Consider the following 21,796-nt stretch of genomic DNA (forward strand, 5'->3'; position numbering starts at 1 on the left):
CGCCTCGTCCGGGGCGGACCGGAGGCTGTGTACCTTCGACGGTACCTGAACCCCGGTGGGACATTCAGGGAGTGCGCGGCCAGAGCCCGGGGTCCGGCGTGAATCGGACCTTCAGGACACCGTCCGTGAGCGCGGCGCCCGAGACGGTGCAGCGGCGCAGGGCGCCCGCGAGGGGCACGATGCGGTGGAACGGACCGACGGTCAGCAGCAGTTCGTCGCCGCGCCGTACCAGGCCGATGTCCGCCTTGACGGCGCCGGGCAGTGGCAGGGACCACACCAGCAGACCGTCCTCCTCGCGCCGGTCCTCGACCCACCAGGGGTCGGGATCAGGCTCGGTGTCCGGTCCCGGGTCCGGGCCCAGGTCGGCGAGAGCCTCAAGATCGGCGAGGTCGTCGAGCCCGCGCGGATCCCGGCCGAGGTGGCGCACCTCGCGCAGCGGCCACCCGGTGCCCGAGCCGGCGCCCGAGCCGGGGCCGTACTCCTCGCTCCACCCGTCCAGGCACTTCTGCTGCTGGGCGGCGAGCGTCGCGAGCCAGGCGTCGGACGAATCCGTCGGCAGCACCTTGTTCGGTACGAGGGCGTCGACGCGCAGCCCGTACAGGCTGAGCCCGTCGCGGGCCACGCGCAGGGCGTCGGCGGCGGCCGGGCCCGGCTCGGCGACGAGCCGTACGGTCGTGCCGGGGGACCCGATCAGCGCCTGGACGGCGGCCAGTTCCTCGTCCCGGCGGGCGGCGGCCCCGTACAGCCAGTCCGCGGGCATCGGTACGCCGGCGAGCTGCGCGATCATCGGGCGCAGCGCCCGCGCGGCCTGCCGCTCGGCGGGCAGGAGGCGGCCGATGAGACGGCGCAGCCGTTCGGGCAGGGCGAGGACGGACAGGGCGTCGCGCAGCGGCGGCAGGTCGACGACGAGCACGTTCCAGTCACCGGCGGCGGCCCGGCGCAGCGCCTGGAGCAGGGCGAACTGTTCGGCGCCCGGCAGCTCGGTCAGCTCCTCGCCGTCGAGGCGGCGGGCGCCGAGCATGTCGAGCGCGGCTGCGGCGCGCTCCTGGAGCGCGAGGAACTCGGTGCGGAAATAGTCGGCGGGGTCGACGCGCGCCACCCAGAGCCCGGGGGTCACCTCGGCCGGTCCGGCACCGGCGGCGGTCGTGACCGCCGTACCGAGGACGGTGCCGGGGCCCGCCGGGTCGGCGCAGAGCAGCAGTGTGCGGTCGCCGCGCCGGGCGGCGGCCAGGGCGGTCGCCGCCGCGACGGTGGTGCGACCGGCGCCGCCGGGGCCGGTGACCAGGACCGTACGCGGCGTCTTCCCCGTCATCAGGTGGTCGGGGTCTCGGCCGCTCCGGCGGACCCGGTGGAGCCGGGGGCGCTCTCGACGCGCTTCTTCAGACCGGCCAGGGCGCGGTCGATGATGACCTTCTCGGCCTTGCGCTTGATCATGCCGAGCATCGGGATCTTGACGTCGACGGTCAGCCGGTAGGTGACCTCGGTGCGCGCCCCGCCGTCCCTCGGCGCCAGGTGGTACGAGCCGTCGAGCGAGCGCAGCATCTGGGACTTGACCAGCGTCCAGCTGACCTCGTCACCACCGGTCCAGGTGTACGCGAGGGTGTGGTCGTCCTTGATCGCGCCGGCGTCCAGCACCAGCCTGACCTGCTCGGCGCGGCCCTCGGCGTCGGTGGAGAGCACCTCGGCCTCCTTCACCTCGCCGGTCCACTCGGGATAGCGGGCGAAGTCGGCGATCACGCCCATCACGTCGGCGGGTGCCGCCTCGATCGTGATGCTCGACTTGGTGTGTTCCGCCATCGACGTGCTCCTCCAGATGGTGTCTCCCCGGCGGTGCGGGGCGACGGTCACGCGTTCCGGTACCGGCCGTGCGGTGTGCAGGCTATCGCGTGCGCGCCGGTCACCATTCCATGGCCCAGGGCCGTCCGGTGGACGCGAAGTGCCCGACGTTCACACACTCCGTCGAGCCGACGCGCATCCGGGCGGCGAGCGGCTGGTGGACATGGCCGAAGAGCGCGTACCTCGGTTTCGTACGGCGCACGGCGTCCAGCAGCGCGCGGCTGCCGCGTTCGAAGCGGCGGGCGACGGTGTCGTACGTCAACTCCGGCACCTCCGGCGGAATGTGCGAGCACAGCACGTCGACGTCGCCGAGCCGCTCGACCTTGGCCGCGTACTCCTCGTCGGAGATCTCGTACGGGGTGCGCATCGGGGTGCGCAGGCCGCCGCCGACGAAGCCGAAGACGCGGCCCCCGATCTCGGCCCGCTCGCCGTCCAGGACGGTGATGCCGGGGCCGGCGTACTCGGGCCACAGGGCCGGGATGTCGACGTTGCCGTAGGTGGCGTACGTCGGGGTGGGCAGGACGGCGAACATCTCGGCGTACTGGCGCCGTACCGCCGATTCGATGACGGTGTCCCGGTCGGCCTCCAGGCCGGCCCAGAGGTCACGGCCCAGGTCACGGGCCTCGTCGAAGCGGCGGGCGGTGCGCAGCTCGACGATGCGGTGGGCGTTCTCCTCGCCGAAGAGGTCGGGGAAGATGCCGCGCGAGTGGTCGGCGTAGTCGAGGAAGAGGACGAGGTCGCCGAGGCAGATCAGGGCGTCGGCGCCGTCGCCGGCGCGGGCCAGGTCGCGGGCGTTGCCGTGCACGTCACTGACGACGTGGACGCGGGTACGGCCCGTCCCGCCGTTCCGGTCGGACACGTCACCGTTCTCGTCGCTGTTCCCGCCACCACGCATGCCGCTCACCCTAGATCGCCGCCCTCCTCCTGTGTAGAGGGGTCCGGACCTGCGGTTACTCCCACGCCCGCAGCGCTGTGGACTACTCTGCGCGAAGGACCGTCAAAAAACGTGTGACGCAGGGAACATCTGGCCGGGACCCCCTATCCGGAACTGAGTACCGGTGGGTAACGTCCGGGCCGTCCCGTCGTGCTCATCCCCAGGAGCACCTGCCCGATGTGGACCGCAGCCGGTCCGGCACAGTGTCGTGCCGCCGGCGCCCGACGAGGAGCAGCAGTCTTGCGCGAGTTCAGCCTTCCGGCCCTGTACGAGGTCCCCTCGGACGGCAACCTGACGGATCTCATCGGCCGCAACGCCGCTCAGTATCCCGATGCCGCGGTCGTGAGCCGCAAGGTCGGTGGTGCCTGGACGGATGTCACGGCCGTCCAGTTCCTCGCCGAGGTGCGGGCGGTGGCCAAGGGCCTGATCGCGTCCGGCATCCTCCCGGGTGAGCGGGTCGCCCTGATGTCGCGGACCCGGTACGAGTGGGTGCTGCTCGACTTCGCGATCTGGAGCGCGGGCGCCGTCACCGTACCGGTGTACGAGACCAGCTCCCCCGAGCAGGTGCAGTGGATCCTCGGCGACTCGGGCACCGCGGCGATCATCGTGGAGTCCGGGGAGCACGCGGCGGCGGTCCGGTCGGTCTCCGACGGGCTGACCGGGCTGCGGCACGTCTGGCGGATCGACGGCGGCGGGGGCGGGGGCCAGGGCGAGGGCTGTGTGGCGGAGCTGACCGCCGCCGGCGCGGAGATCACCGAGGCGGTGGTCGACGAGCGCAGCGCGACGGCGAAGGCCGACGATCCGGCGACGATCGTGTACACCTCGGGGACCACCGGCCGCCCCAAGGGCTGCGTGCTGACGCACCGGGCCTTCTTCGCGGAGTGCGGCAACGTGGTGGAGCGCCTGAAGCCGCTGTTCCGTACGGGCGAGTGCTCGGTCCTGCTCTTCCTGCCCGCCGCGCACGTCTTCGGCCGGCTGGTCGAGGTGGCGTCGGTGATGGCGCCGATCAAGCTGGGCTGCGTACCGGACATCAAGAATCTGACCGAGGAGCTGGCGGCGTTCCGGCCGACGCTGATCCTCGGGGTGCCGCGCGTCTTCGAGAAGGTCTACAACTCGGCGCGCGCCAAGGCGCAGGCGGACGGCAAGGGCAAGATCTTCGACCGCGCGGCGAGCACGGCGATCGCCTACAGCCGCGCGCTGGGCACGCCGCAGGGGCCGTCGCTCGGGCTCAGGATCAGGCACAAGGTGTTCGACGCGCTCGTGTACAGCAAGCTGCGGGCGGTCCTCGGCGGCCGTGGTGAGTACGCCATCTCCGGCGGCGCCCCGCTGGGCGAACGGCTGGGCCACTTCTTCCGCGGCATCGGTTTCACGGTGCTGGAGGGGTACGGCCTGACGGAGACGTGCGCGGCCACGGCGTTCAACCCGTGGGACCGGCAGAAGATCGGCACTGTCGGTCAGCCGCTGCCGGGTTCGGTGATCCGTATCGCCGACGACGGCGAGGTGCTGCTGCACGGCGAGCACCTGTTCACGGGCTACTGGAACAACGAGGCGGCGACGGCCGAGGCGCTGGCGGACGGCTGGTTCCACACCGGGGACATCGGCACGCTCGACGAGGACGGGTATCTCGCGATCACCGGCCGCAAGAAGGAGATCCTGGTGACGGCGGGCGGCAAGAACGTCGCGCCCGCCGTGATCGAGGACCGCATCCGCGCGCACGCGCTGATCGCCGAGTGCATGGTCGTCGGCGACGGCCGCCCGTTCGTGGGCGCGCTGGTGACGCTCGACGCGGAGTTCCTGGCGCGCTGGGCGAAGGACAACGGCAAACCCCCGGGCTCGACGGCGGCGTCCCTGCACGACGACCCGGACCTGCTGGCGGCGGTCCAGCAGGCGGTGGACGACGGCAACGCGGCGGTGTCGAAGGCGGAGTCGGTGCGCAAGTTCCGCGTCCTTCAGGCCCAGTTCACGGAGGAGGCGGGCCACATCACGCCGTCGCTGAAGCTGAAGCGGGGCGTGGTGGCGAAGGACTTCGCGGACGAGATCGAGTCGTTGTACCGCGCCTGAGCCGAAGCACGGCCCGCCAACCGGGTCCATTCGCGGCCCAGTCGGCCCTCACCCGGCGGACGGACCCGGCGTGCCCGCCCGGTGGCTACAGCAGGGCGCGCAGGCGTTCCGACAGGAGGTCCCAGCGCCAGCGTTCCTCCACCCATCGGCGGCCCCGCGTGCCCATCCGGTGGCGCAGTTCGGGGTCCTGGAGCAGTGTCACGATGCGGTCCGACGATTCGCGCGCGGCGAGCGTCGTGGGGGCGCCGGGGACCACCCAGCCCGTTTCGCCGTCCAGTACCGCGTCCGGCGCGCCGCCGGAGTCGCCCGCGACCACCGGGAGGCCCGTCGCGGACGCCTCCAGGTAGACGATGCCCAGGCCCTCCACGTCGAGGCCGCCGCGCCGGGTGCGGCAGGGCATCGCGAAGACGTCGCCCGCGCCGTAGTGGGCGGGCAGTTCCGACCAGGGCACGGGGCCGGTGAAGCGTACGGACTCGGCGACGCCGGTCTCGTGCGCCAGCTTCCGCAGCTCCTTGTCGTACGGTCCGCCGCCGACGATCAGCAGTACGGCGTCCGGGACCCGCGCCAGGATCGCGGGCATCGCGAGGATCAGCGTGTCCTGCCCCTTGCGCGGCACCAGCCGCGAGACGCAGACGACGACGGGCCGCTCGGCGAGCCCCAGCCGCTCCCGTACCTCGTCACCGCCCGACGCCGGGTGGAACGTCTTCTCGTCGACGCCGGGCGGCAGTTGGACCATGCGGCCGGCCGCGTCGGAGGTGAGGGCCGCGGCGATGCGGGAGCGTGTGTACTCGCCGAGGTAGGTGATCGTGTCCGTGCCCTCGCCGATCCGGCGCAGCAGTTGCCGGGACGCGGGCAGCTGCGCCCAGCCCGCCTCGTGGCCGTGCGAGGTGGCGACGATCCGCCGGGCGCCGGCCTGGCGCAGCGCGGGCCCCATCAGTCCGAGCGGGGCCGCCGCGCCGAACCACACGGACTCGCAGCCGTGTTCGCGCAGCAGTCCCACCGCCCGTCTGGTCACTCTCGGGGTGGGCAGCAGCATCGTCGTACGGTCGCGTACGACCGTGAAGGGCTGCTCGGCGTCGAAGGCCGCCGTCGCCTCCGCGCCCTCGGCGCCGCGCTTCCAGGTGGAGGCGTAGACGACGATCCGGTCGGGGTCCAGCCGTAGCGCCATGTTGTGCAGGAACGCCTGGATGCCACCGGGCCGGGGCGGGAAGTCGTTCGTCACGATCAAGGTCTTGTGCATCGTCGCCGACAGTACCGAACGGCCCTGCCTCATCGTTCCCGCGCCTGTCCCCCCGCATGATGGCTCCCGCCAACACATATGTACATTTCGCTCAAAACGGGCAGGGTGGTCATGACGGTCGGGGATGTCGAGGACACGACGCGGTCACACTACGGAGCGGGGACGGCCGGGCCCGTCGCCGTATGGCTCCTCACCAGGACCGTGCTGATGCTCTGCGTCCTGCGGATCATCATCACGCCGGGCTCCGACGTCACCCCGGACGTCTCCGTCACCTACCAGGGCTGGTACGACGTCCTGACCGCCGGCACCTTCCCCCAGGCGGACGTCACCTGGCAGTACCCGCCCGCCGCCGCCTTCGCGATCCTCTCCCCCGCCCTGCTGCCCTTCCTCGGCTACGCCACGGCGTTCTTCACCCTGTGCCTGCTCTGCGACGCGCTCGTCTTCGGGCTGCTTCTCCGTACGGCGCGGCGCCCGGGACGCTCGACGCGCGGCGTGTGGGTGTGGGTCGTCGGCGTCGCGGTGCTCGGGCCCACGGTGTACGCCCGGTACGACCTGATGGTCACCGCCGTCGCCGTCTGCGCCCTCCTCGTGGGCGCCCGAAGGCCCCAACTGCTCGGCGCCCTGGCGGGGTTCGGGGCGCTGCTGAAGGTGTGGCCGGTGCTGGTGCTGATCGGTACGCCGCGCGGCCGGGCCACCCGGCTGTCCTGGTCCGCCGCCGTCGCGACGGCGCTCGCGCTGCTCGCCATGGTGTCCGCGGTGCTGCCGGGCGCGCTGGACTTCCTCACCGCGCAGCGCGACCGGGGTACGGAGGTCGAGTCGCTGGGCGCGCTGGTCTTCCATGTGGCCCGGCATCTCGGCTGGGACGGCGTCGTGATGTTCTCCTACGGCTCGGTGGAGTTCCGGGGGCCGTACGTCCCGCTGGTCAGCGCGCTCGCCCTCGTCCTCAGCGTGACCGCCTTCGGCTGGCTGCTGGTCTGGCGGCTGAAGGCGACGGCGCTCACGGCGAACACCCTGTGCGACGCGGCGTTCGTCGCCGTCCTGCTCTTCACCGTCACCAGCCGGGTGATCAGCCCGCAGTACATGATCTGGCTGGTGGGACTGGCCGCCGTCTGCCTGCTGCTGCGGTCGAGCCCGATGACGCTGCCCGCGGTGCTGGTGGTGGCGGCCTCCGCGGTCACGGTGCTCGAATTCCCGCTGTTCTTCTCGCACGTGACGGCGAGCGACTGGCTGGGCGTGACCCTGCTCGTCGTGCGCAACGGGCTGCTGGTGGCCGCGGCGCTGACCGCGTGCGCGCGGCTGTGGCGCACGACGGTGCCGCTCACGCTCCCACGCCCGGGTACACACGCGGACCCTGACGCGACGGGCAACGCGGACGGGGCCAAGGAGGACCGGTACCGGCTGCTCGGCTCCTGAAGCCCCCCCGCCCCCTCAGCGCAGCCGCTCGCGCATGTAGTCCCGCCACTGCGCCGCGAACGCGTCCGGCGCCACCGACAGAACCTCGTTCATCGCGTCCTCCACGGCGCCCTCGCGGCGCTCGTGCGCGCCCACCGCCCGGTAGAAGTCCGTCAGCTTCTCCTCGCCCCAGCGCCGCGCGATCAGCTCGCACGCCAGGCGACCGCCCTCGTACGCCCGTGCCAGCTCCTCCGCCTTCGCGTCGAAGGCGAAGTCGCCGTCCCCGGGAAGCGCGGCGGGCAGCTCGCCCCGGCGCAGGGACCGTTGGAGCTCCGGTGCCGCCTGGCCGTCCACGCGGCCGGAGTCGCGGTAGGCGACCCAGTCCGCGAGGCCCTCCGACAGCCACATCGGGGTGGCCTCCGTCGTGTCCGTACGGGTCGCCACATGGGTCGTCTCGTGGGTGAGGACCACCTGGCGCCCGAAGTCGCCGAGGATGCCGTACGCGTCGGGGTTGACGATCACCCGGTCCGCCGGCGACGAGCCCTCCCGCCGCGTCTCGCCGGTCGTGACGGCGGCGATGCCCCGGTAGCTGCCCGCCGAGGCGCCCAGCAGGCCGGCCATCGACTCCACCGACCCGGGCACCAGCACCACCACACGGCCGGACCAGCTGCCCGGCCACGCCTCGTCGACGGCGGGCACCGCCCGGTCGGCGACGGCGGCGATCTCGCGCAGCCGCTCGTTGTCCTGGCCGACGCCGAGGATCAGGCTGCGCCTGCCGTGGACGACGTCGACGGGGCCCTGCTGCCAGAGCTGCTGCACGCCGTCCTCGCCGGGCCGGTCGGCGCTCACGTACCACCGCCCGTCGCGTTCGGTCAGCTCCAGGGTGCGGGCCGAGCTGACGGGCGCGCTGTCGTAGCCGGCTATCCGGAAGCGCAGCTCGGCCCGTGCCGTGGCGCGCGTGCCGGAGCGGTCGACGTCCCGCAGCTCGTACTCCCAGGACCGTACGGGTACGTCGGTGAGGTTCTGGTACGTCCGCCGCTCGGCGGCCAGCAGATCACCGGCCGAGGGGTCGACGGCGGCCAGATACCCGGCCTCGTCCCGGTCCACGAGGGCGTCGGCGCGGCGGTCGAGGGTCCGCCGGATCTCGCCCGTCGCGGCGTCGGTCCCGTCGGGCGCGGAGCAACCGGAGGCGACCAGCAGACACCCGAGCAGCGAGACCGCCGCCCGGCCGGGCACACCGCGGCGGCGGACCGGACGCCACCGACCCGCCGCACGTCTTCGAGTCGTACGTCCCCGACCTGCCACGCTGCCGATCGTACGGGGCGCCGCGGGCGGCACGCCTATACGCGGGTCACCGACGAGACCGGCATCATGCCCACCGGGTCGTAGCGGACCGAGGCGCCGGGGTACGGCGCGTGCACCACCTGGCCGTTGCCCATGTACATCCCGATGTGGCTGGCGTCGTCGCGGTAGGCGACCAGGTCGCCGGGTCTCGCCTGGGACAGCGGCACCTGCTGTCCCGCGTACCGCTGCGCCTGCGAGGTACGCGGCAGGGCGACCCCGGCCTGCGCGTACGCCCACTGGGTCAGGCCCGAACAGTCGAAGCCCGAGGGCCCGTTGGCGCCCCACACGTACGGCAGGCCGACGACGCCGCGCGCCGCGCGGGCCGCGGCGGCGGCGCGCGCGGAGGCCGGCGCCTCGCCCGAGAGCGAGAGCGGACCGCCGTCGCGCCCCGAGCGCGAGGCCCGGTCCGCGTCCCTCTCGGCGTCGGGCAACGAGTTCAGCAGCCGCCGCGCCTCGGCGAGCTTGGCCTCGACGGTGCGCTTGTGACGGGCGACGGCTGCCCGGCTGCGCTCCAGCTCCGCGAGGTCCCTGGTCGCCTCGTCGCGCTGCTGGCCGAGCTTGCGCTGGGCCTGCCCGAGGTCGCGCAGGGCATGGGCCTGGCGGTCGCTCAGCCGGTCGAGGGCCTCGGCCCGCTCCAGATAGCTGTCCGGGTCGGAGGAGAGCAGCAGCGCGAGGGCCGGGTCGAGCCCGCCGGAGCGGTACTGGGCGCCGGCGATCGAACCGAGCGCGCCCCGCATGCGGTTGACGCGCTCCTGGCTGCGGGCCGCGCCGTCCCGTACCCGGTCCACCCGCTCGCGCAGGGCGCCGGCCCGCTCGCCCGCCTTGTTGTACTGCTCGGTGGCCTTCTCGGCCTCCTCGTACAGCCGGTCGACGGTCGACCGGGTCGCCTCGGTCGTCTCCCTGGGGTCCGCGCCCGCCGGCGCCGTCCCGAGGGCTGCCGCGGCCGTGACCGCCGCGGCTGACAGGACCGTGACCCGGGTGCCCCGGCTGTGGCCGGGCTGTGAGGAACGACGATGGGACACCACAGGAAGCCGCACTTCCTTCCGCTGGACGCAACTGCGCAGCCCCTGCCGCCCGACGGGCGGAAACATGGCCGGGAGCTACGGCGCAGCAGACAGTAACCGTGCGGACACTCAGTGACCAAAGACCGCGCCGGGCACAGACAGTGATGCCCCGCCGGAGACCACAGGTCACCGGCGGGGCGTGCGTCAGCGGGAGTAACCGGAGTTCGCCCGAACGGGCGGTCGCGGTCGGGTCCGTGAGCGGGAGGGCGCGTCAGGTTCCGCGCGGAGTGTCAGACGCGGACGCCGAACTGGAAGCTGCCGGCCCACTCCATGGATTCGTAGCGCACCACGGTGCCCGGCTTGGGGGCGTGGATGACCTGGCCGTTGCCGACGTACAGCCCGACATGGCTCAGTCCGCTGAAGAAGACCAGGTCGCCGGGGGCAAGTTCGCTGCGGCCGATCTTCGTGCCGTCGTTGACCTGGGTGTACGTGGTCCTGGTGATGCTCACGCCCGCCTGGGCGTAGGCCCACTGGGTCAGCCCGGAGCAGTCGTAGGAGTTGGGGCCCTCGGCGCCGGATATGTACGGCTTGCCCAGCTGGGTCTTGGCAGCGGCCAGCGCGGCGGCGGCCATGCCCGAAGACGCCTTCTCGTTACCGAGGTTGGCGCGCTCGTTGCCACGGGCCGCGCGCTCCGCGTCCTCGGCCTGGATCTGCGCGCGCTCCTCGGCGGTCAGCGTGTTGAGAAGCTTGTTCGCCGCGTTGAGCTTGGCCTGGACGTCCTTCTTCTTCTTGGCCAGCTCCGTGCGCGTGTCGGCGAGGTCCTTCAGCTTGAGGGTCGCCTCCTGACGCTGCTGCGCGAGGGTCCGCTGCTTGGCCTGGATCTTCTCCAGCGCGGTGACCTGCTTGCTGCCCATCTGGTCGAGCACGGAGGCCTTGTCCAGATAGTCGTCGGGGTCGGCGGAGAGGAAGAGCTGGAGAGCGGGGTCGATGCCACCGGAGCGGTACTGGGCGCTGGCCATCGAACCGAGGCCGGTGCGCAGCTCGTTGAGCTCCTCCTGGCCACGGGCGACCTTGTCCTGCATCGCCTCGACCTGCTTCTCGAGCTTCTTTTCCTTCTCCTGGGCGCCGCTGTGCGCCTCCGTCGAGGCCTCGGCCTCGTGGTAGAGCTTGTCGACCTTTTCCTTGACGTCTTCCTTGGTCGGCTTCGGATCGGCCTGCGCGGCCTGGGACGTCAGGGCGACAGCTGCGGCTGCGGTCGCGGTGAGCACGGTCACGCGGGCGCGGCTCGGCTGCTTGGGACGACGGTGGGACGCCACGAAGGCGAGCTCCTTCTTCCTCGAGCCGCCTACCGGGTGTGGGGAGCGGATCCCCGGCTCCATGTGTTTCAGCTTCCCGGCGCTGCCGGACTGAACTACACGAATTCGGCGGTTCCTTCGCCGCCACCCCGGATGGGTGATCAACCGCGCGAAGGTTCGAGGCCTGACCCTAGTGACCTTCCCGTGATCAGTTCAAATCCTGAAGGGGAAAAATTTCGTCGCGGAGTGGTTTCTTCACATACATCGCACTGACAGTGATGAACAATTGACGCTGTGATGCGACATGGCGTGACCAAATGCCGCATTGGCCACAGGAGTTACTAGACGCGCGAAAGCCGCTTCAGCAGCAAGGCGGACGCGACGGGTCTCGCGCCGGCCCGCGCCACTCCGTCGGCGACCTCACGGTCGGTGGAGACGACCACCACCGGCCGCCCCGGCGGCTCCGCCCGGACCAGCTGGCGGATCAACTCGTCCGCCGTCACACCCGGCTTGGAGAACAGCACCCGCACCCCGCGCGGCGGCGCGAGCAGGACGGGGGCGGCCAGTTCGGCGCCGTCGAAGACACAGGTCATCTCCGCGCCGGTCTGCGCCGCGAGCATCGCGAGCCCGCCCAGCAGCCGCAGCCGCTGCTTCTCCAACGGCATCGTGGGATAGCCGGTCTTGGTGACGTTGTAGCCGTCCACGACCAGATGCGCCTGCGGAAGCGCCAGCAACTGGTCCAGCAGCGCGGGATCCATGTCGGACAGCGCGCGGGCCGCGACGTCCTTGGGAGACATCCGGCCCGGCTCCACGGCGTCGACCAGATCGGCCGGGTGCGCGGCGGCCGGCGGAAGCGCCAACTCGCGCCGCAGCCCCTGCGCCGACTCCAGGACCGTGTCCAGCAGCAGCCGCAGCCGCATGTCCTCCACCGAGCGCCCCTCGCGGGCGGCCCGGCGCCCGGCCTCCACGGCCGACTCCGCCTCCGCGAGGCGGGCCTTGAGGCGCCGCGACTCGCTCACCGCGGCGGACAGCTGCGTCGCGGCCTCCGCGCGGGCCGTCTCCATCTCGGCGGCCGTACGGCGCAGCGCGGCCTCACCACGCTTCACGTCGCTCAGGGCGCTGCGCAGCTTGCGGTGCGTGGACTCGGCCTCCCTGCGGGCGGCGTCCAGCTCCGTACGCAGCCGCTCCGTCTCGCTCTTCGTCGAGGCGCGGGCCTGCGCCAGCTCCTCACGCAGCCGCTCCAGCTCACGGCGGTTCTCCTCGTCCGCGCGCTCGGCGTCGGCGCGCTGGACCTCCTCGCCCGCGGCGGCCACCAGCTTCACCCAGCCGACGGGACGCAGGACATAGGCCGCCGCCGCCACGTCGACGGGGTCGGCGGCCGGGGGCGGCGAGCCGGATTCGACGGCGGCGGCCAGCTCGGGGTCCACCTGCCCGAACCGCTCGCCGATCCGCTGCCGGAACACCGGGTCGCTCTCCAGGGCGGCGGCCATCGCGTTGCCCGCGAACCGGGCGCGTCTGCTCGGCGTGAAGCGCGCGTACTGCCGTAGCTGGGCGGGCAGTTCGGTGACGGTCAGCCCGCCGAAGGCGTCGGAGACCAGCGCCACGACCCGGCGCCGCACTCCCTCGGGCAGCGGCCTGTCGAGCGCCTCGGCGTCGCCGCCGGCCGCACCGGCCGGCTCAGCGCCACTTGCGGGCTGCTCCACGATCCGTCACCCCACTACCCTTTCGGGCGGCTCCCTCAGGAACCGGCGCCCGGCCTGTCAACCAGCTCGATCTGATCCACCGCGTTGCACCAGCGGCAGCGGACGGACTCGATGGTCTCACTGACCACGTCGCGCTCCTCGACCTTCGGCTGCCCGGCCAGGTCCAGATGGACGTACTCCACCACCTTGGACGAGCGCGTCACGTCGAACCGGGTGAGATTGCCGCACAGCGTGCAGCGCCACCGGGTCGCGTCGGTCGGCAGGGGAACCGTCGTCATCGTGCGTCCTCTTTCGTCGAGCCCTGGAGTCCTGAAGTCGGAAGTACGCGCCGTAACCCTACGGCCTCCCGCGCGCCCCGTGTCGCGGCGAGGCGGTCTGTACCTGTCTGTCCGCGTACGGGATGATCCGTGGATGATCAATTGGCGTGCGGCGGCCGGAGCACCCGTGGTGACCTACGGCCTGATCGGCCTGTGCGCCCTGGCCTTCCTGACCGGTCCGCTCTCGGGGTTCAATCCCTCGTACGGGACGGGCGATGCCCTGCTCGCGGCGCAGAGCGCGTACTTCGAACGCTGGGGGGTGATCCCCGACCAGCTGACGAGCGGCGACCCGCACGCTCTGCTCACCCCGCTCACCGCCCTCTTCGTCCACGGCAGCTGGCTCCATCTGCTGGGCAACCTGCTCTTCCTCTACGTCTTCGGGGCGATGGCCGAGGAGCGGATGGGACGTGTGCGGTTCACCCTCTTCTATCTCGTGTGCGGATACCTCGCCCTGCTCGCGTACGCGGTGGCCAACGCGGATTCCGATCAGACCCTGGTGGGGGCGTCCGGCGCGATCTCGGGTGTGCTCGGCGCCTTCCTCTGTCTCTTCCCCCGTGCGCGCGTCACCAGCCTCTTTCCGTTCCTTTTCTTCCTGCCGCTGCGCTTCCCCGCCTGGATCGTCCTGATCTTCTGGTTCGTCCTGCAGTGGCTGGCGGCCCGGAACGCCGAGCCGGGCCCCGGCGTCGCGTATCTGGCGCATCTGGTGGGCTTCGTGCTGGGCGCCGTCGGCGCCTGGGGGCTCTTCCGGCGTAAGGCTAGAGTGAAGCCCCGTCTCGTGGCCCCCGAGGGAGAACGTCAACCGTGATCACCGCGATCGTGCTCATCAAGACCAGCGTCGACCGGATCCCCGAGATCGCCGAGGCCGTCGCGGCGCTGGACAGCGTCAGCGAGGTCTTCTCCGTCACCGGCACCTACGATCTGATCGCCATGGTGCGGGTCGCCAGGCACGACGACCTGGCGGACGTCATCCCGGGGAGCATCAGCAAGATCCCGGGCGTCGAGGCCACGGACACGCATGTGGCGTTCCGTACCTACTCCCAGCACGACCTGGAAGCGGCGTTCGCGATCGGCCTCGACGCCTGAGCGTCGTGCGTCAGCCGCGGTCGGGGACGCAACGGCCGTCCTCGGTGCGGTAGTTCCAGCGGGCGCCGTCCCGGACGAGTTCCCTGACGGCGCCGGTGAAGCGCTCGATGTGCTCGTCCGGCGTGCCGGCCCCGAAGCTGACCCGGATCGCGTTGAGCGACCTCTCGCCGGGACCGGCGTCAGGGGCACCGCACTCCCCCGGGTCCCCGGCGTCGCCGCCCAGCAGGGTCCGCACCAGCGGGTGGGCGCAGAAGAGTCCGTCGCGGACGCCGATGCCGTACTCCGCCGAGAGCGCGGCGGCGAAGTGCGAGCTGTTCCAGCCGTCGACGACGAAAGAGATGACGCCCACCCGGGGGGCGTCGTCGCCGAAGAGCGAGAGCACCCGCACCTCGGGCACCTCCGCGAGGCCCTCGCGCACCCGGGCCACCAGCTCCCGCTCACGCGCGACCAGCCGGTCGAAGCCCGCCTCGGTGAGGGCCTTGCAGGCGGAGGCGATGGCGTACACCCCGATGACATTGGGCGAACCGGCCTCGTGCCGGGCCGCGGTGGTGTGCCACTCGACGTCCACACCGCCGTCGGCGCGGCGCGCGACCTTGCGGCTGGCGCCACCACCGGCGAGGTACGGCTCCGAATCCCGGAGCCAGTCGGCGCGGCCGGCGAGCACACCGGAGCCGAACGGCGCGTAGAGCTTGTGCCCGGAGAAGGCCACCCAGTCCACGTCCAGCTCCGCGATGTCCACGGGGTGGTGCGGGGCGAGCTGCGCGGCGTCGAGGACGACGCGGGCGCCGTGGGCGTGCGCGACGGCGGCCAGTTCGCGCACGGGCCACAGCTCACCGGTGACGTTGGAGGCGCCGGTGACACACACCAGGGCGGGGCCCTTCGGGTCACGCGCCGCGAGGGCCCGCTTCAGTGTGGTGACGGCCTCGCCGGGGGTACGGGGCGCGTTCAGGTAGCTGACACGGGCGTCGCGCCAGGGCAGCAGCGACGCGTGGTGCTCGGTCTCGAAGACGAACACCTCGCAGCCGGCGGGCAGCACGGCGGCCAGCAGGTTGAGCGAGTCGGTGGTGGAGCGGGTGAAGACGACCTGGTCGTCCTCGCGGCAGCCGAGGAACTCGGCGACGGCGCGGCGGCTGTTCTCGAAGAGGTCGGTGGAGAGCTGCGAGAGATACCCGGCGCCGCGGTGGACGCTGCCGTAGTACGGGGCGTAGGCGGCGACGTCGTCCCAGACGCGCTGGAGGGCGGGGGCGCTGGCCGCGTAGTCGAGGGCGGCGTAGGTGACTTCGCCGCCGGTGACCAGGGGGACGGTGACGTCCCGCCCGAGGACGGGCAGCGGCTGGGCGTCGGTGGTCTGGGTGAGGGCGTCGATGGGTGCGGACATGGCGGTATCTCCCGGCAGGACGAGGCGGAAACAGCATCAGGACCCGCCGGCCGGACGCGTCGTCGTGACGGCGGAAGGCCGTGACGGCGCGGGAGGGACCGCGGGGGTGGCGCTCACTGAAGAGGGCGGTGGGGCGGCCCCGCGAAGTGCCGTCGTCCGCCCGGAGGGCGGGCTCATGGCGGCCGGCGGCTACACGCGGTACGTGCCGGGCGTCATGAGCGGACAGAACGTCGGTGGGCGGCCCCAGGGCTCGTCCGTCAAGTGACGTCGTCCGCGCGAAGGGCGGGGACGTCGTGGACGCGTCCTGGGCCCTATCGCATTCGCTTGCTCACGAGACTGCTCCCTTGAGGACCAGGACCCCAGGGATGACGACATCCGAACGATGTCCAGGGGTCCGCGCTTGCCGCAGACCTCGCTGACTGCGGCCTGGTCTTCACCCGGGGCACCCCGCCACGGACGGAGGGTTGCCGGACAGCGGGCCGGGGCCGTAGTCGCTGTCACTCATGACCTGGGGGGAGATTACCGCACCGGCACGCGGCGGCCCAGCCGGCGTCCGCGATGCGGGACACCGGCCGGGCCGTAGTGATCAGGCGATCGAGGACCGACCGGTCGCGGCGCTACGCGTTGCTCGCGGCCACCCAGCGCTCCAGTGTCCGCTTCGCCGCTCCCGAGTCCACCGCTTCCGCCGCCCGCGCCAGCCCCGCCGCGAGTTGGTCGTTCAGCGTGGCGTCGGCCGGTTCCAGCGCGACCAGCGCCGCCGCCGCGTTCAGCAGGACCGCGTCCCGTACGGGGCCGGTCTCACCCGCCAGCAGGCGGCGCGCGACGTCCGCGTTGTACGACGCGTCCGCGCCCCGCAGTGCCTCGACCGGGACCAGCTCCAGGCCGATGTCCCTGGGGTCGAATGCCTGCTCGGTGACCTTGCCGTCGCGAACCACCCATACGTGTGAGGTGGCGGTCGTCGTCAGCTCGTCCAGACCGTCGTCGCCCCGGAAGACCAGCGAGGAGTTGCCCCGCTCGGCGAGCACCCCGGCCACGATCGGCGCCATCCGGACGTCCGCCACACCGACCGCCTGGGCGCGGACCCGCGCCGGGTTGGTCAGCGGCCCCAGGATGTTGAACGTGGTCTGCGCGCCCAGCTCCTTGCGGGCCTTGGCCGCGTACCGCAGCGCCGGGTGGAACTTCACCGCGAAGCAGAACGTGATGCCCGCCTCCTCGGCGACCTCCACGACACGCTGAGGCGTCAGCTCCAGATTGACGCCGAGCTTCTCCAGCACGTCGGACGCGCCGCTCGCGGACGACGACGCGCGACTGCCGTGCTTGACGACCTTGCCGCCCGCACCGGCCACCACGATCGCGGCCATCGTGGAGATGTTGACGGTCTTGGCGAGGTCGCCGCCGGTGCCGACGATGTCGACCGTGGCGCCGGGCACCTCGATGGTCCTGGCGTGCTCGTACATGGCCCGGACGAGTCCCGTGACCTCGTCCACGGTCTCGCCCTTGGCGCGCAGCGCGACGGCGAAGCCCGCGATCTGTACGTCGGTGGCCTCGCCGCTCATGATGCGGTCCATGGCCCAGGCCGTGGCGCCGGCGTCGAGATCCTGGCCGCGCAGCAGCGAGTTCAGTACACCCGGCCAGGAACGCGCCGCCAGGGTGTCGCCTCCGGCCGGTGCAACAGCGCTGCTCATGCTCGCTCCTGGGGTATGTGGACGGGTGCACGGCCTGCTGGCCCGTGCTGCCAGGCGTCAGCCTATCGGCGCCGACCGCGATCCACGGCGCGGTGCCCGAACTGCGGACACCCTGAAGTCGGGCCGCCGGCGGCGTACCCGGAACGTACGAGGGCCCCGGCCGGTCCCCCGAAGGGAAACCGGGCCGGGGCCCTCGTACGCCGGACGATCAGTGGTGGCCGTGGCCGCTCGTGATCTCCTTGTACTCCTCGGCCGTCGGCTTGGGAATCTGGTTCCCCTCGCCGTAGTAGCCCTTGCTCAGCTTGACCCGCACCTTCTCCACCGGAGAGGTCTTGCGCTCGACACCGTTCTCGTCGACCGTCGGGCCCAGCTCGGCCGGCTTGTACTGCTCGTGCGCGGTGAGCGTGTGCAGCGCGCCCTGGTCCAGCGGCTGGTGGACCTCGACGAACTCACCGTGCGGCAGCCGCTTGATGACGCCGGACTCCCGTCCGTGCAGCACCTTCTCGGCGTCGCGGCGCTGAAGTCCCAGACAGATCCGCTTGGTGATGACGAACGCGACGACCGGGCCGACGAAGAACGCGATCCGGATGAACCAGGTGATCGTGTTGATCGACAGATGGAAGTGGGTCGCCCAGATGTCGTTCCCGCCACCGATGAGCAGGATGAAGTACAGCGTCAGCCACGCGACACCGAAGCCGGTCCGGGTCGGCACGTTGCGCGGCCGGTCCAGGATGTGGTGCTCGCGCTTGTCGCCGGTGACCCAGGACTCGATGAACGGGTAGACCGCGAGGGCCACCAGCACCAACGGGAAGATCATCAGCGGGATGAACACGCCCAGGACGAACGTATGACCCCAGACGTTGATCTCCCAGCCGGGCATCACGCGGATCAGGCCCTCGGAGAAGCCCAGATACCAGTCCGGCTGGGCTCCGGTGGAGACGAGGTCCGGACGGTACGGGCCGATGGCCCACACCGGGTTGATCGTGGCGATCGCGGAGATGATCGCGATGACACCGAAGACCAGGAAGAAGAAGCCGCCCGCCTTGGCCATGTAGATCGGCAGGAACGGGGCGCCGACGACGTTGTTGTTGGTCTTGCCGGGACCCGCGAACTGCGTGTGCTTGTGGTAGAAGACCAGGATCAGGTGCGCCACCACGAGGCCGAGCATGATGCCCGGCAGCAGCAGGATGTGGATCGAGTAGAACCGCGCCACGATGTCGTGGCCGGGGAACTCCCCGCCGAACAGGAACATCGAGATGTACGTGCCGACGATCGGCGTGGACAGGATGGCGCCCTGCGCGAAGCGGACACCGGTGCCCGACAGCAGGTCGTCCGGCAGCGAGTAACCGGTGAGTCCGGTGAACAACGCGAGCACGAACAGCAGGAAGCCGAAGACCCAGTTGATCTCACGGGGCTTGCGGAACGCGCCGGTGAAGAAGACGCGCATCATGTGCACGAACATCGCGGCCACGAAGATCAGTGCGGCCCAGTGGTGGATCTGCCGGATCAGCAGACCACCGCGTACGTCGAAGCTGATGTCCAGGGTCGAGGCGTACGCCTCGGTCATCCGGACGCCCTGCATCGGCACGTAACTGCCGTCGTACACGACCTCGTTCATGCTCGGGTGGAAGAACAGCGTCAGATACACACCCGTGAGGATGATGACGACGAAGCTCCACAGGGCGATCTCGCCCAGCATGAACGACCAGTGGTCGGGAAAGACCTTGCGGACCATGCCCTTGGCGGCGCCGTAGATCCCGAGACGACCGTCCGCCCAGTCGGCGACCCGCTCTCCCGCGGGTGCCTGGCGGGTCTTTTCGTCAGACGCAGTACTCATCCGCGCTCCCAGAAGGAAGGACCGACGGGCTCGTCGAAGTCGCCGAGCGCTTCGAGGTAACCCTCGTCGTTCACGCCGATCCGCAGCTGCGGAAGGGCGTGCCCGGCCGGGCCGAAGATGACGCGGGCGCCGTCGGAGAGGTCGAAGGTGGACTGGTGGCACGGGCAGAGGACGTGGTGCGTCTGCTGCTCGTACAGGCTGATGGGGCAGCCGACATGGGTGCAGATCTTGGAGTACGCCACGATGCCCTCGTGGGACCACTCAAGTTCGCGCTTGTCCTTGATCTCGGACGGCTGAATACGGACGATCATGAGAGCCGCCTTGGCGATCTCGTTGTTGAAGTCCGGGTTGTGGTCGTCCAGCCCCTCGGGCTGGGCGAACGTCAGCGACCCCACCGTGACGTCCTCGGGACGCAGCGGTTCGTTCGTGTTCTGGTTGATGAGCATCAAGCCCTTCTTCCAGAACGTCGTGCGGAGCTTGTCCTCCGGCAGCGGACCGAGGTCACGCAGCAGGACCACACCGGAGAGCGGCACCATGGCCAGCGCGCCGAACATGGTGTTGCGGATCAGCTTGCGCCTCCCGAAACCGGATTCCGCCGAGCCGAGGAGGAAGTCCTTCTTGGCCTGCGCGGCGACCTCGGGGGTGGCCTCGATCGGGTGCCGCTCCTGGATGATCTCCACGTCGCTCATCAGGGTGCGCGCCCAGTGGATCGCGCCCGCGCCGATGGCGAAGAGGGCGACTCCGAGGGTGAGCCCCAGCGAGAAGTTGAGCGCGCTCACATGGCCGAACGGCCAGATGTACACGATCTTGTCGACGGGGAAGGCGACGAACGAGGCGATGAAGCCGATCGTGGCCAGCATCGACAGCGTGAACATCGCCGCGACCGCGCGCTCGGAGCGCTTGGCCGCCCGCTCGTCGATGTCCTGGATACGCGGCCGGTGGGCCGGCATCCCGGGGTTGGCGAACGGGTCGTCCGCACGCTCGACCTCGGCGTGCGCGGATTCCTGCTCAGCCGGCAGGTTCTCGTCTGAAATCCGGTTGCTACTCATGACTTCCTGGCCTTCGCGGTGTGCGCCGCAACCCAGACGGCGACGGCGACCAGCGCGCCCAGACCGATGATCCAGGAGAACAGACCCTCACTGACCGGCCCGATTCCACCGAGCTTGAGCCCGCCGGGGTTGGCCGACGTACTGCTGTTCACGGACTCGATGTACTTGATGATGTCCTGCTTCTGCTGCTCGGGCATCGTCGAGTCGGGGAACGCGGGCATGTTCTGCGGACCGGTCAGCATCGCCTCGTACAGGTGCTTGGGAGTGACTCCCTCAAGCCCCGGGGCGTACTTGCCGTTCGTCAGAGCGCCGCCCTCACCACCGAAGTTGTGGCACTGGGCGCAGTTCGAGCGGAACAGTTCGCCACCCTTGGCGGCGTCCGCGCCCTGCGGGTTGTACTGCCCGGCGGTCGGGACCGAGGGCCCGGGGCCGAGCGAGGCGACGTACGCCGCGAGTTGGTCGATCTCCTTCTGGTCGTAGATGACCTTCTTCTTGGGTACCTGCGGGCCTGGCTGCTGCGCCGGCATCCGGCCGGTGCCGACCTGGAAGTCCACGGCGGCGGCGCCGACGCCGGTCAGCGACGGGCCGTCGGTCGTGCCCTGACCGCCGACGCCGTGGCAGCTCGCGCAGCCCACGGCGTACAGCTTCTTGCCCTCGTCGATGGCGAGGGACTGGGCGGTGTCGTCTGCCTGTGCCTTGCCCGCGGGCGCGAACGCGGCGTACAGCCCCCCGGTGGCCGCCAGCGCGAGGAGTAGGACGACGACCGCCGCCAACGGATGGCGTCGTCGTGCGGAGAGCTTTTTCACGGATTACCCCGGTGTCAGGATCTTCTGCGTCGGTGTTTCTGGGCGGTGTGCGAGGGCGCTTCGGGCGCTGTGGCCCGCTACTTGATCAGGTAGATCGTGGCGAAGAGGCCGATCCAGACGACATCGACGAAGTGCCAGTAATAGGACACGACGATGGCGGCGGTTGCCTGTTCATGGGTGAACCTCTTGGCCGCGTACGTTCTGCCGAGAACCAGCAGGAAGGCGATGAGACCGCCTGTCACGTGCAGACCATGGAAGCCGGTGGTCAGATAGAACGCGGAGCCGTACGCGTCGGACGAGAGCGAGAGGCCCTCGTGCTTGACGAGCTCCGTGTACTCGAAGATCTGACCGCCGATGAAGACCGCACCCATCACGAACGTGATCACGAACCACGAGCGGAGCTTCTTCACGTCGCCCCGCTCCGCGGCGAAGACGCCGAGCTGGCAGGTGAGTGAGGAGAGCACCAGGATCGTGGTGTTCACCGCGGAGAACGGGATGTTCAGCGAATCGGCCTTCTCCGACCAGAACGCATCCCCTGTCACCGACCGCAGGGTGAAGTACATCGCGAAGAGGGCCGCGAAGAACATCAGCTCGGAACTCAACCAGATGATCGTTCCGACACTGGTGAGGTTCGGCCGATTGACCGTCGGGTGCGCGTGCCCGGTTTCTACTGTCGTTGCTGTCGCCACGACCGACATTATGTCGGTCGCTTATCCCGCCCTCACTCCCGGGGGTGCCCTTCGGAGTGTCAGCCGCTCCGGAGGGGAGGTGAGCCAGGACCGAACGGCCCCTCGCGACAGGGCCGGGACCCGTGCTGACATGGTGTCCGACG

At 71.1% G+C, this 21,796-nt stretch carries 20 protein-coding genes and 1 riboswitch; of the genes, 5 read left to right on the plus strand and 15 right to left on the minus strand.

Going from position 1 to position 21,796, the window contains the following annotated elements; all coding sequences use genetic code 11:
* Positions 1 to 64 precede the first annotated feature (64 nt).
* From BHU15_RS10665 to BHU15_RS10675, 3 genes are all read right to left on the minus strand, one after another.
* Positions 65 to 1,312: an ArsA family ATPase gene (locus BHU15_RS10665; protein ID WP_069626973.1), complete on the minus strand. Its 1,248-nt coding sequence runs from the start codon at positions 1,310 to 1,312 to the stop codon at positions 65 to 67.
* Complete coding sequence (locus BHU15_RS10670; protein WP_069626974.1) at positions 1,312 to 1,797, minus strand: SRPBCC family protein; 486 nt, start codon at positions 1,795 to 1,797, stop codon at positions 1,312 to 1,314. The genes BHU15_RS10665 and BHU15_RS10670 overlap by 1 nt, the downstream gene beginning before the upstream one ends.
* A 100-nt stretch (positions 1,798 to 1,897) precedes the next feature.
* On the minus strand, positions 1,898 to 2,731 hold the full coding sequence (locus BHU15_RS10675; RefSeq protein WP_079128060.1) for a metallophosphoesterase family protein: 834 nt from the start codon (positions 2,729 to 2,731) through the stop codon (positions 1,898 to 1,900).
* Positions 2,732 to 3,010: 279 nt separating this feature from the next.
* Between BHU15_RS10675 and BHU15_RS10680 the strand changes: the two genes are divergently transcribed.
* Entirely contained in the window at positions 3,011 to 4,831 is a 1,821-nt protein-coding gene (locus BHU15_RS10680) for an AMP-dependent synthetase/ligase (protein WP_069626975.1), read from the plus strand.
* Positions 4,832 to 4,916: 85 nt separating this feature from the next.
* Here the strand turns inward: BHU15_RS10680 and BHU15_RS10685 are convergent, their stop codons facing one another.
* Entirely contained in the window at positions 4,917 to 6,071 is a 1,155-nt protein-coding gene (locus BHU15_RS10685; RefSeq protein WP_069627005.1) for a glycosyltransferase family 4 protein, read from the minus strand.
* A 111-nt stretch (positions 6,072 to 6,182) separates the two neighbouring features.
* On the opposite strand from BHU15_RS10685, the gene BHU15_RS10690 reads away from it, so the two are divergent.
* On the plus strand, positions 6,183 to 7,484 hold the full coding sequence (locus tag BHU15_RS10690) for a glycosyltransferase 87 family protein (RefSeq protein WP_069627006.1): 1,302 nt from the start codon (positions 6,183 to 6,185) through the stop codon (positions 7,482 to 7,484).
* Between the two features lie 15 nt (positions 7,485 to 7,499).
* On the opposite strand, the gene BHU15_RS10695 is transcribed toward BHU15_RS10690, so the two are convergent.
* The 5 genes from BHU15_RS10695 to BHU15_RS10715 form a co-directional block, all read right to left on the minus strand.
* Positions 7,500 to 8,768 carry a hypothetical protein gene (locus BHU15_RS10695; RefSeq protein WP_255293076.1) on the minus strand — a complete coding sequence of 423 codons (1,269 nt, stop codon included), beginning with the start codon at positions 8,766 to 8,768 and terminating at the stop codon, positions 7,500 to 7,502.
* Positions 8,769 to 8,803: 35 nt separating this feature from the next.
* Positions 8,804 to 9,832, minus strand: a complete 1,029-nt coding sequence (locus tag BHU15_RS10700) for a C40 family peptidase (RefSeq protein WP_069622019.1) — start codon at positions 9,830 to 9,832, stop codon at positions 8,804 to 8,806.
* A gap of 269 nt (positions 9,833 to 10,101) precedes the next feature.
* Positions 10,102 to 11,127 carry a C40 family peptidase gene (locus BHU15_RS10705; protein ID WP_023542316.1) on the minus strand — a complete coding sequence of 342 codons (1,026 nt, stop codon included), beginning with the start codon at positions 11,125 to 11,127 and terminating at the stop codon, positions 10,102 to 10,104.
* A gap of 320 nt (positions 11,128 to 11,447) precedes the next feature.
* Positions 11,448 to 12,809 carry an NYN domain-containing protein gene (locus BHU15_RS10710; RefSeq protein WP_069626977.1) on the minus strand — a complete coding sequence of 454 codons (1,362 nt, stop codon included), beginning with the start codon at positions 12,807 to 12,809 and terminating at the stop codon, positions 11,448 to 11,450.
* A gap of 35 nt (positions 12,810 to 12,844) precedes the next feature.
* Positions 12,845 to 13,087, minus strand: coding sequence for a hypothetical protein (locus BHU15_RS10715; RefSeq protein WP_023542314.1), 243 nt, complete (start codon positions 13,085 to 13,087; stop codon positions 12,845 to 12,847).
* 133 nt (positions 13,088 to 13,220) lie between these two features.
* On the opposite strand from BHU15_RS10715, the gene BHU15_RS10720 reads away from it, so the two are divergent.
* Both BHU15_RS10720 and BHU15_RS10725 read left to right on the plus strand, forming a co-directional pair.
* Positions 13,221 to 13,931: a rhomboid family intramembrane serine protease gene (locus BHU15_RS10720; RefSeq protein ID WP_069626978.1), complete on the plus strand. Its 711-nt coding sequence runs from the start codon at positions 13,221 to 13,223 to the stop codon at positions 13,929 to 13,931.
* Complete coding sequence (locus tag BHU15_RS10725) at positions 13,928 to 14,209, plus strand: Lrp/AsnC family transcriptional regulator (protein WP_023542312.1); 282 nt, start codon at positions 13,928 to 13,930, stop codon at positions 14,207 to 14,209. The genes BHU15_RS10720 and BHU15_RS10725 overlap by 4 nt, the downstream gene beginning before the upstream one ends.
* A 10-nt stretch (positions 14,210 to 14,219) precedes the next feature.
* On the opposite strand, the gene BHU15_RS10730 is transcribed toward BHU15_RS10725, so the two are convergent.
* Positions 14,220 to 15,587 (minus strand): aminotransferase class V-fold PLP-dependent enzyme, encoded by a 1,368-nt coding sequence (locus BHU15_RS10730; protein WP_069626979.1) that lies wholly within the window; start codon positions 15,585 to 15,587, stop codon positions 14,220 to 14,222.
* Between the two features lie 106 nt (positions 15,588 to 15,693).
* Between BHU15_RS10730 and BHU15_RS40070 the strand changes: the two genes are divergently transcribed.
* A complete protein-coding gene (locus BHU15_RS40070; RefSeq protein ID WP_167756230.1) occupies positions 15,694 to 15,852 on the plus strand; it encodes a hypothetical protein in 159 nt (52 codons plus the stop codon).
* A gap of 126 nt (positions 15,853 to 15,978) precedes the next feature.
* Positions 15,979 to 16,096, minus strand: a riboswitch (SAM riboswitch).
* A 108-nt stretch (positions 16,097 to 16,204) separates the two neighbouring features.
* Here the strand turns inward: BHU15_RS40070 and trpD are convergent.
* From trpD to ctaE, 5 genes are all read right to left on the minus strand, one after another.
* Positions 16,205 to 17,272: an anthranilate phosphoribosyltransferase gene (trpD, locus tag BHU15_RS10735; protein WP_069626980.1), complete on the minus strand. Its 1,068-nt coding sequence runs from the start codon at positions 17,270 to 17,272 to the stop codon at positions 16,205 to 16,207.
* Positions 17,273 to 17,480: 208 nt separating this feature from the next.
* Positions 17,481 to 19,109 carry a cytochrome bc1 complex cytochrome b subunit gene (gene qcrB, locus BHU15_RS10740; RefSeq protein WP_069626981.1) on the minus strand — a complete coding sequence of 543 codons (1,629 nt, stop codon included), beginning with the start codon at positions 19,107 to 19,109 and terminating at the stop codon, positions 17,481 to 17,483.
* Positions 19,106 to 20,158, minus strand: a complete 1,053-nt coding sequence (gene qcrA, locus BHU15_RS10745; protein WP_069626982.1) for a cytochrome bc1 complex Rieske iron-sulfur subunit — start codon at positions 20,156 to 20,158, stop codon at positions 19,106 to 19,108. Before qcrA ends, qcrB begins: the two co-directional genes overlap by 4 nt.
* Positions 20,155 to 20,964: a cytochrome bc1 complex diheme cytochrome c subunit gene (gene qcrC, locus BHU15_RS10750; RefSeq protein WP_031231896.1), complete on the minus strand. Its 810-nt coding sequence runs from the start codon at positions 20,962 to 20,964 to the stop codon at positions 20,155 to 20,157. Before qcrC ends, qcrA begins: the two co-directional genes overlap by 4 nt.
* A 77-nt stretch (positions 20,965 to 21,041) precedes the next feature.
* Complete coding sequence (ctaE, locus tag BHU15_RS10755; RefSeq protein ID WP_031231895.1) at positions 21,042 to 21,662, minus strand: aa3-type cytochrome oxidase subunit III; 621 nt, start codon at positions 21,660 to 21,662, stop codon at positions 21,042 to 21,044.
* Positions 21,663 to 21,796: the final 134 nt, after the last annotated feature.

It is taken from the genome of Streptomyces niveus, from assembly GCF_001723055.1.
Lineage (GTDB): Bacteria > Actinomycetota > Actinomycetes > Streptomycetales > Streptomycetaceae > Streptomyces > Streptomyces niveus.